Raw genomic sequence first — 12,197 nt, forward strand, 5'->3', positions numbered from 1 at the left:
GTGCGAACAATTTGGTGAATACTTCGAACTGTGACAGGCTTCATACCCTCAGATAAATCAGCATAAAATTTCTCGAGATCCACGCCTTTTAATTTTTGCATTGGAATGTTTCCGAGTTTTGGTATAATATGTTTTCGATAGTTGTAGTACGTGGTTTCTCGTAAATTTATCTTTCTGGCTTCAAGATATTGAAGGGAAAATTCACGTACTCACATTTTTGTAGGCTCGATATATGAGCCTTCTTCTATTTCTACGATTTTTTTAGCTAAGTCTGTTTGTACCTCTTTTTTTGTTTTGTACCCAGAAAACCACCTCTGTCTTCTTTCACCCGTTTCTGGATGAGGTCCTATATCCAAAACGAAGCTGTACTTACTTCCTCTTTTTATAATATGCCCTTTCACTGTATACACTCCTTCATCTCATATTGATTCATGTTGTGTAAGTCTAGTTGTAATTTTGCTGCTATGAAAATTACATAGTTGGACATATCAGCGATGGATATATTTTAACACATAGAAAATACCATAGTATAATTTTGAAAGAACTAATTTAGGCATTAGATGTAAAGTCATGAACTATTACAATAATGTACTATACGCATTGTGTATATATATATTAAAATAGTGTTATAAATATATAGAAAAGAGGGGAATTATGATTTTTTTAAGCCATACATATAAAGATAAGCCAATTATTGATCCTATCGCACGAACATTTGCAAATGTATTTGGAACAGAAAACGTTTTTTATGACAGTTGGTCTATTCAGCCAGGAGATGGAATTATAGATAGAATGTCAGATGGATTATCGAAATGCACGCATTTCTTTTTCTTCGTTTCAAAGAATAGTTTAGAAAGTAAAATGGTACAACTTGAGTGGCAAAATGCTTTAATGAACTCAAGTAATAATAAGGAAATAAAGTTTATTCCAGTAAAGCTAGATGATTGTTTAATGCCTATGATACTTTTACAAACTTTGTATATTGATGTGTTTGGAAAAGGTTTAGAAATGGCAATGCGTCAAATGATAGATGTGGTGCAGGGAAGAAATACTTATGTACCAGATCCAGGGTTACAGACATATGAAAATATTCGTGGATATGTTGAAGATAATAATAAAAATGATGTGACTATTATCTTTAAAGCAGAATCATATGCAGAACCAATTTCTAGATTTCTAGTGTTATTAGATGATGGGGAAGGTGATATAGAATATTCATGCCCTACAGATAATTTGTATACAAACAGTTTTAATGAAAATGTGCCGTTAAACAATGGAGTTATGACAAATGCAATATATATTGCAGTATCAAGAAGTACTACCCCGGGATTCCCTGTAAAGGTGAATATTAAAAATAAAAAAGGGGTTCCTTTAAAGTTGAAAGGTTTAATGAGAGCTGATACAGAAGAAAACTTCAGAATAATACCAATGATTAGTTCAAGTGAAATCATTAGTTGATTAACTGCAAAAAAAGAGCCAAAAGGCCCTTTTTTTGTTCTCATGTAAACAAAATTAAAATCGTTTTATAGGCAGCTGCCATTGTACACACTGTCGCGATCACATTAGCTAACGTTTTCGGAGCATGGATTTTTAATAGCATGTAGTAAACTAATCCACCAGTAACTCCCATGGCAAGGAACATAATGGCTACTTGCAAAGCTAATTGATTAACGGGTGATTGTATAGAACTAAAGTCAATTTGATTCATTTAATGTACTCCTCGTAATCATTTTATATGTATATTATTATATTTAATTTTAAAATTAAAGTGTAAAATCCCACAAAATTCCAAAATAGTGAATTTGCAGATGTAGAACATGTGAGCTAAAATAATTGTAGATTCAAATTGGGAAGGAGGGAAGAAGCCATGAGGAATACATATACAAAAGATCCCGGTGGCTGGTCCTACGCTCAAAAGAGTAGCGAAGTCGGACCAGGTGGTGGTGCAGGCTATGCAGACCCGGGAACGGGTGTGTAATATTTGTGTTCGGTATTACGAAAAAACTTTCTCAATAATTTTTTGTAATTAAATAGAACTAATGTTCTGTTTTGTGGTAAAATAAAGAAAAGTAAAAGACCTCACGTTATGTGAAGTCTTTTACATCGTTTTTGAGGAAACGGGCATAACGCATTAAATTTCTCGTAATTTCATTTTGTTGTTCTACTGTTAAATTCGTTAAGATATCTGATAAAGAAGTATATAAATATCCGATCTGATCCGTCGGTGCATAAGTACGTCTTTCATCAGTTAAACCTAACAAGAAGTCAGTAGATACATCAAAGAAATTTGCATATTGCACAAGAGTGTCAAAGTCAGGTGCTGATATAGCATTTTCATGTGAATTTACTCGACTGCGAGAAATGAGTCGGCTTTTATTCTTTAACTATGACAACAATTCCTCTACTCCGACACCATCTATTAACAATGCTTTTAATGAAGGAGCTATTTTAAATGCTTCTTCAATATCTAAATCTCCAAAATCCACTGTATATAATCCGAATCCTTCTTTTCCATCTACATATAATAATGCTTTTCCGCCTTCATCATCACCGATTGCCAGTGAATTCGGTATATATTTTTGAATATCATGTGCTTCATTCATCTCTATGCAATCAGTAGGGCCCCAAATACGTATATAAAGTTCATTTTGCACATTAAACTCTGCATTTGTACAATTTTGGATTACTTCTAAATAATCTAATGGTACATCTATTGATGAGAACTTTTGTAATTCTTGAATGGCCTCTTTACTCGCTGGTGATTCCTGAGCTTCTAATGTGAAGGAATCATTTAATTTTTCTAGAATATTCATTAATAATCAATCCTTTCATACTTTACCTTTAATTTATCAAGCATTTTATATTGCTGTTCTAAAGTTTCTGAAATGTTTTCTTTAGAGAATCCGGCGCGTTCAAAATCAGATACTAGATTTTTTAATTCATCTTGTAAAGTAGAGCTCCATTTTCCATTGCCTGAACTTAAACGCTCATCACGCCTTAGATTCTGTGCATTAGAAATAATGGTGTGAGGTAATCCTTTTCCGGTTTCAATAGTAACTGTTGGTGCGAGCTTTGGGTCATATCCATACTTACCTAAATTTTCTTTTGCCCATTGTTGCTGTAAGCCATGATGAGATTGTAAATTACCGCCATTTGGTCCTCGGCCCTTAGGCTTAGGCATTGAATCACGATGTGTTTTATTAAATAATACAAAATTTGGTTTTGCGCGGGTTACAGTTTTAGTAGCCTCAACCGCCTCAGTGGTCATTTTTATCCCTTTTCCTACTTTAGCGAGTTTCCCGAGTGGTGTAATACCAGCTACGACCATTCCGCCTGCAAAAATTCTATCCCAGGTTGACAGTTTTTCTCCAGTATAAGGGTCAACTCCATCCCACGCTTTTTTAATATCATACTCACCACTTAATTCACCAGCGATATCTCGAGCTAGTTTACCGCTATCAAATCCTTTTTCTTCAGAAGAAGGTTTACCACACATTGCACCTTCTTCCATTGTAACATCTTGATTATCTGCATTGCGGAATTTTTCAGCAATCCGTTTCAAGTCTTCTTCTACTTTTACAAGTGAATTAATAGATGTAAAAGCTTTTGGTCTCGCATCATTGAACATTTGAATGAACTGTTGATTAGAGGCACCAATCCATTGAAAACACAATTGATCTATTTCGTTACATAAATTATTATGTATAGATTCTAATGCGATTCTGGTATTATTTACACGATTAGCTACTTCTTCTAGCATTTCAGGTGTTACTTTGATTTGAACCATTTTTTTCCTCCCTTTCCCAATTAAAATTATGAGATAAAAAGAAAAAAATGTAAACATGGAAATTTTAGATTAGTATAATAATATTTATGTGAAGTGAAATCTGTTTAATTATAAATAAACCCTATGTGTACGTGAAGTAAAAAGAGCCGTCCTGTTGGGCGGCTTTTTTAATATCTATCAATTATTTTCTTTTAATACCTATGAATAATGAATCATAGCCTTTTGTTTGAGGCCTTGTGTGTAACTCGATTTGGTATTTCCCTTTATCTAAGTAAGTGTGATAATCTCGCCCTCTTGCTTTTTGGGAAGGCATTGCTACAACATCATTAATTTCTTTATCTAGATTAAGATCTGAATTTATTAAAGTAATCCAACTTTTTGCTAATTCAACAGTTGCGTTATCAATTATAAACATAATATAGAAATCATGTTCATTTTCACCTTCTACAAAGAACTGTTCTTGTCCTAAATCATAAATCCTTCCCAAATTAGGGTTAGAAGTACGTAACTGTACACTTTCAGGAAGGCCCATATTGCTGACAGATGCGCTTTCATATTTATAATCTTCATTATATTTCTTGTTTATTTTTGTAATTAGATTTTGCGCTTCATTAGATACAGATTTTTTTAGCACCGGTGAAGCATTTTTCCAATTGTTACTGTTGTAATAAAAATCATTTGTAATCATAGAGCTAGGTATACCGAAAGGTGTTAATTCAGGTTTAACTTCTACCTTATTCATTGCATTGTATAGAAATTGTGCATACTGCTCACGAGTTACAATATTTTTAGGTTCAAATAGATTATCCCCTGTGCCAGCAGCAATTTTATTTTCTTGTAATGCACTAATAGCATTTGTCGCCCAGTAATTTTTATCTACATCTTTGAAAGTGGTAGTAGATGTCGCTTTGAAGTTAAAAGCCTTTGTTAATACAACAGCTAATTGTTCACGTGTTAAAACATTATCTGGACCAAATTTTCCATCGCCAAAACCATTCATAATACCTGCTTTACTAAGACTTAAAATTTCTTTTTCAAACATATGTCCTTTGACATCAGTGAAAGGATTGGATGCATTATGTTCTTCTGCTGGTTTCAAGTAGGCATATATCAGTCTAGCTACTTGACCTCGTGTGATATTATCCCCAAAACCAAACATTCTGTTTCCGTAGCCAGCCACAATATTTTTCTCTTTTAAATCCATAATTGCATTATAAGACCAATGATCTGAAGGAACATCGCGAAATCCAGTCTCAGCTTGTGCATTTGTTAAAGAGGTAAACGTTGATGTAGCAAGAACGGCGCCTGCTAAAATAATTTGTTTGAATTTCATTAGTGAGCTCCTTTTAATTAATTTTTTACAAATTAATTATTATTTTCATTATTAAATTTAAATATAATAATTAATAGTATATTTGCGTTTGTAAATTAAATCAATATTTAGTTGTAAATGGATATTGAGGTAGATTACAAATAAATTTCGATTACTATCCATAACTACTAGGAAAGGCATACTATGTAAGTTTGATTAAGTGCAGAAACTTGAATGAAATCAGTGTCAGCATTACGGAATAAAGGACCTGATGTTAACGTTTGGTAGCGAGGTTCACAATGACAATCACAGTCGCATTTTTTCGGTTTCTTCCGATAACACTTATGTGAACGGTCGTAATAATAGTTTGACATATTAAGTACGTACCTCCTTTTTAATACATGTTATGCGAAGAGTAGGTGGGGGGGTGGACAATGGAATAGATATGATAGAATCGAAAAACTGAAAGAATAGCAATGTAGAAAAGGTATTAGTCAATTTTGCAATGTTCTATATTTAAAGATGTCTTTGGAGATAGTTAGTTGCTTGGAAAAATTAAATAAATCTATATATTTGTAAAGATTTTTTCGTTAAAATGTTTATATATATAAATTATAAGGAGTTGATTTGATGGATAAGAACGGAAATGTAGATTCTCAGAATGAACTGCAGTTAATCCAAAAGCATGAGGAATTACAAGCGATAAAAAATAAATTTGAATCACAAGTTATGGACACTGCATTAGAGTTAGCAGAAAAGGAATCAAGCCTATTGAAATTTAGAATGGAAGAAATTAATGTTGCAGTTAAAAATGATATTGGTATAAATATTGATGAACTTTCAGAAAAAGCGGAAGAAATACTTAATTTGGATAGAAATCAATCTAATGAAGAAATTGCAATTAAACTATTAGAAGATATTTCGTTAAATAGTAAAAGTAAATTTTTACGAAGTATAGCTAAAAGTATGTTAAAAGAAAAGTGGTGGGAGAAGTAATGTTAAAATATATAAAAGGGAAAATTCAGAATTTGTTAATTAGATTATTCAATAGTGAAAAATTTAAAGAAATTCTTTGGGAGTTATTAATGCTGATTATTGATATTGTTAGAGGTAATGATGGGAAAACAAAAACCGACTCATAAGGAGCCGGTTTTTTAATTTTATCTTTTTGATGCTCTATATCCAGCAGCTTTTGCTTCAGCTGCTGAACAAAACGTTTCTTCAGCATTCGTTTTATCATAGAACTGTTGACCAGGCATATGATAAATTTTTTCGCCTTTACTATTTTTATTACCTTTAATATTACAAGTACAATCTTGCTCTGATGCTTGATTTGTTTTTGGATGAGAATTAGCTTCTTGCTGCTTGTTTTGATAATGCATGTATTGAATCATTCTTCTCACATTTAAAAACAGAGAAGTTGTATTTAGTGCGCCCAAAAACATATGAAATGGCTTACCAAGCAATTCAAGAATACATTCAATTCTATAATATAGAAAGGTTCCAAGAAAAACTTCACGGCCTTTCCCCGATAGAATATCGGGAAAAGGCCGTGGCATAATACTCTTTTTATGACTGTCTACTTGACAGGGAGATGACCACAATGCTCTCTTTTTTTTGATGTGGTAATTAATCACAAATTGGTATTCCAAGCACTCTTAGAGCCAATGCTACTTGAAGCGAAATCTCTAATCTAGCAATTTCGATACCAGCTACTGAAAGAACTAAAAAAGGTTGTCCATTTACAAACACAACGCAACTATCCATGGTTACGCCTCCTTTCTAGTAATCTACTATAGTATATGAACAGATTATTAATATGTAATAGTTGAATTGATTGATTTTATAGAATTAATAGATTAGTCTGTTTAAACAAAACAAACGAACTTAACGAATTGAACAGGAAAAACAAAGATTAGAAGAGGAAAAGAGACAGAAGTTCGCAGCAGAAGTACGTGATCTACAAAACAAAAGAGCTAGAAAAAGAGAAAAATTAAAAAAAGATTTATTAAGGCTGGTTGGTGGGAAAGCTATGTTTTATCCGACTTTAATGGGCAGTACGACCCCCACCTCAAAATGCAGCGAAAGCAAAGAAGTTAGATGGGGGATCAACTGCCCATAAAAGTCCGATTGGTTCAACGAAAAATCAGTGGGGGATGAACAAAATCCCCACTGATTAAAGTTTCACTTTATTTTGCAAAAAGAACCTGCAAACATGCAGATTCTCTTGATAATGATTTATGAAGTAAGACCCGAAAATATAATACAATGATTTGAAAATGAGTTCAAGTAAATGAAAAGAACCCGCTGGAGTTCGGGTCCTTTTCAGAAGTGATGATGTTTTCTCGGCTTGGGAACTGAGAAAATACAAAAATATAATACAATGAGTTTTAGAGAATTTCAAGACTGAATAAGAGTAATTTTGGAAGAGAATGATGGATGGATAATCAAAACAACAAACTGGAATTTGCAATTGTTGAATTAAGAATTCAAGTTACTGGACTGCAACAAACGATTAATGAATTAACACGAAGGATAATTATGTTAGAAAGGAATTAGTAATGTAAGTTGATACAAATCATGTTCAAGAAATAGTCAAACAATTTATGGTAATTAAAAAGATTAACAATAATAAATCGGTAGGGAGGGATTATAAAGTTGGGTATGTAAATAGAAGCCCACATAGTACGAGTAGCCGTTTACTCAGAAGAGTCCGTATAGCATCTTATATTCGGTAGATTAAATCTGAAATGGTTGAAAATGTATTTAAGGAAGCGATGGATGTAAGGAATGAGAAAATTAAGGTTGCTTTTGCAAATACGAAAAAAGGTCCTGTTGTTTCCAACAGGACCTTTCCTAAAATGGCAAAGAGTAACTCTTACCTTACTCTTCTCGTATATAATACATGAAAAAGATAGATGTGTATACAACAAGAAATTCCAATATAATTATTCGAATATAGTGTTTAAAAATAAAGGTATGTAATTTGGAAGAAGGAATTAAATAACAAATGTTGATTTATCAAGTGATTGGAATGAATTCCTGTTAAGTTATAGTAAATAAAGTAATATTGAGATAATAAAATATGTAATTTTGCATTTTGAATTTTTAAAAGTAAACAAGGTTATAAAATATATAAATGTTCCGGAAGTTGAGGAAGTAAATACTAAAATTCATTTGATTTTTTACTGAAATAAATAAATTCATTTGAATCGTAGTAAAAAATAGAGGTTTGCCTTAAACATTTATAAAAGTAAAGAATATTTATAACAAAGGGAGTAAATACACAGGTCCAATTTTTGTAATGATGGAGGGAATTGTTGTGGACATAACTCAAAGTATGGCACGAATAGTGGTTAATGGGAAAGATCTTCCGTTTAATTCAGTTAGAACTTCTGTATGGAATCAAGGGCCTGTAAATGATTTAATTGTTTCAACATATCAGAGAATCGAGGAGTTTTATCAATTTATGTGGTCACAAGTGCCAGTCACGCTTATGATGTATTTTCTTCAGGGTGCGGATTTAATGAGGTTTGCCAGAATTATTGAGATTAATCAAAGTGTAACGGGAGAATATATATATCATTTCTCTTGGGGATAAAAAGAATGTAAAGTAGCTTAACAGCTGCTTTTTTATTTTGCAAAGAAATTTAGAAGGTGATGAATAGGAGGTTAGAAAAATAAGATTAGAACGTGATATAAGTAATTTGTGATTAACTAAAAGTACATAAGGGGTACCACTAGGAATATAAAATTTTTAAGGTGCACAAAAAATAAAAAACAGAGAGACATAATTTTGTCCCTCTGTTTTTTTATTTTATTCACAAATAGTTCCAGTTGCTATACCAGTTGGAGCAACACCTACTGGAACCGTATCTATAACCGTATTTGTAGCAGTATTGATAACAGAAACAGTATTGCTGCCTTGGTTTGTAACGTAGGCGAGAGTGCCATCTGGTATGATGGTTACTTGATCCGGGGATAAAGCAACAGGAATTGTATCAATTACCGTATTTGTCGCCACACTTATTACCGATACATTATTACTAACTTTATTTACAACGTAAATACGAGTACCATCCGGTGTAATATCTATACCAACCGGTTCAGAACCTACGCCAATTGTATTAATAACCGTATTTGTAGCAGTGTCAATAACAGAAACAGTATTGCTGTTTTGATTTGTGACATACGCACGAGTACCATCTAGTGTAAAGACGATTATCCTAGGACGAATGCCAACCGGAATGGTAGCGCTAACTGTATTCGTAGCAGTATTAATAACAGAAATATTGTTGCTTAATTCGTTTGCAACATATGCAAAGGTTCCATTTGGAGAAACAGTGATTCCTTGCGGAGCGATGCCAACAGGGATGGTATCAATAACTGTGTTAGTAGCAGCATTAATAACAGAAACGTCATTACTCGCGTGGTTTCCAACATAAACAGTTGTGTTATTTGGAGAAACAGCTACGCCAATTGGATCCGCCCCAACAGGAATGGTAGCAATAACTGTATTCGTAGTAGTATCAATTACAGAAACGGTATCAGAAAAAATATTAGTAACATAAGCACGAGCGCCATTTGGTGAAACTGTTACTTCAAGAGGTGCATTACCTACAGTAATTGTATCAACCACTGTATTTGTTCCGGTGTTAATAACAGATACTGTATCATTTGTAGGGTCATCTATGGCTCCTGCGTTTGTAACATAAACAAGGAAATTACATGCAGGTCCAGTCGGTGCAGTTGGTCCGGTTGGCCCAGTTGGCCCAGTCGGCCCAGTCGGTCCAGGTGGACATTCACAATCTCCAGTGGGTCCAGGTGGTCCTTCTGGCCCTTGAATACCTTGCACGCCTTGAGGTCCAGTGGGTCCAGGTGGTCCTTCCGGTCCTTGCATGCCTTGCACCCCTTGAGGTCCAGTCGGCCCTTCGAGTCCTTCTGGCCCTTGAAGCCCTTGCACCCCTTGAGGTCCAGTTGGTCCTTCTGGTCCCTCCGGCCCTTGAATGCCTTGTACTCCCTGAGGTCCAGTCGGCCCTGGTGGTCCAGGAACTCCCATTCCAGTCCCAGAACCAGTGGGTCCAGGTGGTCCAGGTGGCCCTTGAAGCCCTTGGACACCTTGAGGCCCAGTGGGTCCAGGTGGTCCTTCTGGCCCTTGAAGCCCTTCCACGCCTTGAGGCCCAGTCGCTCCTACAAGACCTTCCGGCCCTTGAAGCCCTTGGACACCTTGAGGCCCAGTCGCTCCTTCTGGTCCCTCTGGCCCTTGAATGCCTTGCACACCTTGAGGCCCGGTCGCTCCTTTAGGCCCTGGAAATCCTCTAGGTCCAGTAGCTCCAGTAGGACCGGGGATTCCGGTAATATTTAATAGAGAACTATTCAATATTCCTTGCAAAATTAAGTTGAATGTTTGTTGCAACAATGGGTCCGATATATTGGAACAACTAATGAGCGAAGATAAATTTTGGAATAGAAATTGGAATAATGCAGAGATTTGAGTGAGAGATGCAGTAGGTAAGGAATTGATTAATTGAGTTATAGTTCGTATAACTAAATTTCTATTTGGAGTATTTGGTTGCACTGTAATGATTAAATCATTTAATGCCTGTAATGCAGATTGGAGTATTTGTATAGTTGTCGGATTTGGCGTGGTAAAAAAAGAAAGGATAGCTTGGTTTAATTGGTTAATTAGGGACAATAATTCTTGTTGCTGGGAAAATGAGAAAAAAACAGGTGTACAACAATTACTTTGATCGCAAGAGGATATAGAAATAAAACAGGGAAATTGGAATTTTTCGCACGGATCGTTTGAGTTTTGATTATTTTTCATAATTACCTCCTTTTTAAAATTTAATAATCGTTAAGTATGCTTTAAGAATTTGTATTTTCTTCTGAATTTAAAGATTTTGTAAGTATTTGTGTAATGTTTAGGGATATTTTTCTTTTAAGTATATGTTTAGAAAATCGAGACGTTCTTAAGGGATATATAATCAATACTTGGTTATTAACAAGAAACGTAAGTAAGACTACAAAACAAAATGGAAATACATTTTTATTAACTTAAAACATAAAAAGAGTAATTTATTAAGTGTTCTAGTGGAGAAATCATCTAGTTGTAAAAACTACTTTGTTTTATAAGAAGAGTAATACAAATAGATATCTAACGAAAATGTTTAGTATGTTTGTTGATTCAATATGGGCTTTTATGAACATATTTCTATTCTATAGAAATAATACTGTGTATTGAGTACTTTAATAAACGGAAGTGTAGAGTCGCTTAAGCAACGGTATTAGTAATAAGTATCAGAACGATGTAGAGTTACGCTCTATATAGGAAGAAAAAACTAAGAGGCAGTTTGAAGTTTTAACAGGTAGATGTGTGATTGAATAGGATGAAAATAATTACTTAATGTTGGGATAGGTTATAAATGGAAAACCAACTAAAAGAAATATTTGGTGCATTGATAGCAGCTATAGGTACAATAACTTCCGCTATTGGAAGTACACCTTTCTATTTTATAGGTAGTAATGTGAGGAAAGAGTTAAATATATATGGGAATGTATTACAAGCAGTCGGAAATGCTTTAGAAGCTGATGGCCAAGGGGAAATATCTCTTGAAAAAATCGGGAATGAGATTCAATCAATTGGTAATGTAACTGTAATATCTGGATTGGTTATTGAGTTTAAAGACGAAATAAAACTTAAATTGGTGATTGCTGGGAATTGGACACAGGCTTTAGGAGGACTTACAGCATTGGCTGATGAATTCGAGGATAGTTCTGATAAAGATGAATCTTTAAATGTTGTAGGAAACTTACTGCAAGCTACAGGGAATTCATTGTAGGCGATTGGAGGGATTTACGAACTAAAGAGTAAAAGAGAATTACGGCAATTTAGTAAAGAAGATAGATTAAATGATGTAGAGGAAAATTTAGAAACTCAAGTAAACAGCGAACCAGGTGAAAATAAAAAAGGACAGTTGGTAGATATTACTGGAAGTTGGATACAAGCGGTAGGTTCTGTAATTTCACTAATTGGACAAATACGTGAAGAAAGTGAGGAGTTAGAAGAGAGCGATAAATAGATTAGTTTAATAAGAG

The 12,197-nt window shown here is 34.0% G+C and carries 11 protein-coding genes and 4 pseudogenes; 5 read left to right on the top strand and 10 right to left on the bottom strand.

Annotated features, from left to right (window positions below; translation table 11 throughout):
- Positions 1-65: 65 nt before the first annotated feature.
- Both MR070_RS27060 and MR070_RS13735 read right to left on the bottom strand, forming a co-directional pair.
- Positions 66-194 (bottom strand): annotated as a pseudogene (locus MR070_RS27060) (tyrosine-type recombinase/integrase); the annotation flags it as partial.
- 15 nt (positions 195-209) lie between these two features.
- A complete protein-coding gene (locus tag MR070_RS13735; RefSeq protein WP_242261479.1) occupies positions 210-401 on the bottom strand; it encodes an Arm DNA-binding domain-containing protein in 192 nt (63 codons plus the stop codon).
- Between the two features lie 253 nt (positions 402-654).
- Between MR070_RS13735 and MR070_RS13740 the strand changes: the two genes are divergently transcribed.
- Entirely contained in the window at positions 655-1,458 is an 804-nt protein-coding gene (locus MR070_RS13740) for a toll/interleukin-1 receptor domain-containing protein (protein WP_097852347.1), read from the top strand.
- Between the two features lie 40 nt (positions 1,459-1,498).
- Here MR070_RS13740 and MR070_RS13745 read toward each other — a convergent pair whose 3' ends face one another.
- The 5 genes from MR070_RS13745 to MR070_RS13765 form a co-directional block, all read right to left on the bottom strand.
- The gene (locus MR070_RS13745; protein WP_097852346.1) at positions 1,499-1,708 is read right to left on the bottom strand and encodes a hypothetical protein; all 210 of its coding nucleotides are present in this window, start codon (positions 1,706-1,708) and stop codon (positions 1,499-1,501) included.
- A gap of 376 nt (positions 1,709-2,084) precedes the next feature.
- On the bottom strand, positions 2,085-2,300 hold the full coding sequence (locus MR070_RS13750) for a hypothetical protein (RefSeq protein WP_242261480.1): 216 nt from the start codon (positions 2,298-2,300) through the stop codon (positions 2,085-2,087).
- A gap of 84 nt (positions 2,301-2,384) precedes the next feature.
- Positions 2,385-2,813: an SMI1/KNR4 family protein gene (locus tag MR070_RS13755; protein WP_097852345.1), complete on the bottom strand. Its 429-nt coding sequence runs from the start codon at positions 2,811-2,813 to the stop codon at positions 2,385-2,387.
- Positions 2,813-3,787, bottom strand: a complete 975-nt coding sequence (locus tag MR070_RS13760; protein ID WP_097852396.1) for a WXG100 family type VII secretion target — start codon at positions 3,785-3,787, stop codon at positions 2,813-2,815. The genes MR070_RS13755 and MR070_RS13760 overlap by 1 nt, the downstream gene beginning before the upstream one ends.
- A gap of 181 nt (positions 3,788-3,968) precedes the next feature.
- Positions 3,969-5,120, bottom strand: coding sequence for an S-layer homology domain-containing protein (locus MR070_RS13765; RefSeq protein ID WP_242261481.1), 1,152 nt, complete (start codon positions 5,118-5,120; stop codon positions 3,969-3,971).
- 609 nt (positions 5,121-5,729) lie between these two features.
- On the opposite strand from MR070_RS13765, the gene MR070_RS13770 reads away from it, so the two are divergent.
- Complete coding sequence (locus tag MR070_RS13770; RefSeq protein WP_000360001.1) at positions 5,730-6,095, top strand: hypothetical protein; 366 nt, start codon at positions 5,730-5,732, stop codon at positions 6,093-6,095.
- 164 nt (positions 6,096-6,259) lie between these two features.
- Here MR070_RS13770 and MR070_RS13775 read toward each other — a convergent pair.
- Positions 6,260-6,472, bottom strand: a pseudogene (locus MR070_RS13775) (sunset domain-containing protein); the annotation flags it as partial.
- Here MR070_RS13775 and MR070_RS13780 point away from each other — a divergent pair.
- Positions 6,466-6,660 (top strand): annotated as a pseudogene (locus MR070_RS13780) (IS3 family transposase); the annotation flags it as partial. The pseudogenes MR070_RS13775 and MR070_RS13780 sit on opposite strands and share 7 nt — an antisense overlap.
- A gap of 68 nt (positions 6,661-6,728) precedes the next feature.
- On the opposite strand, the gene MR070_RS13785 reads toward MR070_RS13780, so the two are convergent.
- A complete protein-coding gene (locus tag MR070_RS13785; RefSeq protein WP_000376554.1) occupies positions 6,729-6,866 on the bottom strand; it encodes a DUF3956 domain-containing protein in 138 nt (45 codons plus the stop codon).
- Positions 6,867-8,346: 1,480 nt separating this feature from the next.
- On the opposite strand from MR070_RS13785, the gene MR070_RS13790 reads away from it, so the two are divergent.
- The gene (locus MR070_RS13790) at positions 8,347-8,700 is read left to right on the top strand and encodes a hypothetical protein (RefSeq protein WP_097852342.1); all 354 of its coding nucleotides are present in this window, start codon (positions 8,347-8,349) and stop codon (positions 8,698-8,700) included.
- 216 nt (positions 8,701-8,916) lie between these two features.
- Here the strand turns inward: MR070_RS13790 and MR070_RS13795 are convergent, their stop codons facing one another.
- A complete protein-coding gene (locus tag MR070_RS13795) occupies positions 8,917-10,926 on the bottom strand; it encodes a YVTN family beta-propeller repeat protein (protein ID WP_242261482.1) in 2,010 nt (669 codons plus the stop codon).
- 598 nt (positions 10,927-11,524) lie between these two features.
- On the opposite strand from MR070_RS13795, the pseudogene MR070_RS13800 reads away from it, so the two are divergent.
- Positions 11,525-12,181: pseudogene (locus MR070_RS13800) on the top strand (DUF6944 family repetitive protein).
- Positions 12,182-12,197 lie beyond the last annotated feature (16 nt).

This window comes from Bacillus cereus group sp. BfR-BA-01453 (assembly GCF_022662915.1).
Taxonomy (GTDB): Bacteria; Bacillota; Bacilli; order Bacillales; family Bacillaceae_G; genus Bacillus_A; species Bacillus_A paranthracis.

Coding starts and splice junctions, on each gene's coding strand:
- MR070_RS13740 (WP_097852347.1), top strand. CDS start 655: ATGATTTTTTTAAGCCATACATATAAAGATAAGCCAATTATTGATCCT.
- MR070_RS13745 (WP_097852346.1), bottom strand. CDS start 1,708: ATGAATCAAATTGACTTTAGTTCTATACAATCACCCGTTAATCAATTA.
- MR070_RS13755 (WP_097852345.1), bottom strand. CDS start 2,813: ATGAATATTCTAGAAAAATTAAATGATTCCTTCACATTAGAAGCTCAG.
- MR070_RS13760 (WP_097852396.1), bottom strand. CDS start 3,787: ATGGTTCAAATCAAAGTAACACCTGAAATGCTAGAAGAAGTAGCTAAT.
- MR070_RS13765 (WP_242261481.1), bottom strand. CDS start 5,120: ATGAAATTCAAACAAATTATTTTAGCAGGCGCCGTTCTTGCTACATCA.
- MR070_RS13770 (WP_000360001.1), top strand. CDS start 5,730: ATGGATAAGAACGGAAATGTAGATTCTCAGAATGAACTGCAGTTAATC.
- MR070_RS13785 (WP_000376554.1), bottom strand. CDS start 6,866: ATGGATAGTTGCGTTGTGTTTGTAAATGGACAACCTTTTTTAGTTCTT.
- MR070_RS13795 (WP_242261482.1), bottom strand. CDS start 10,926: ATGAAAAATAATCAAAACTCAAACGATCCGTGCGAAAAATTCCAATTT.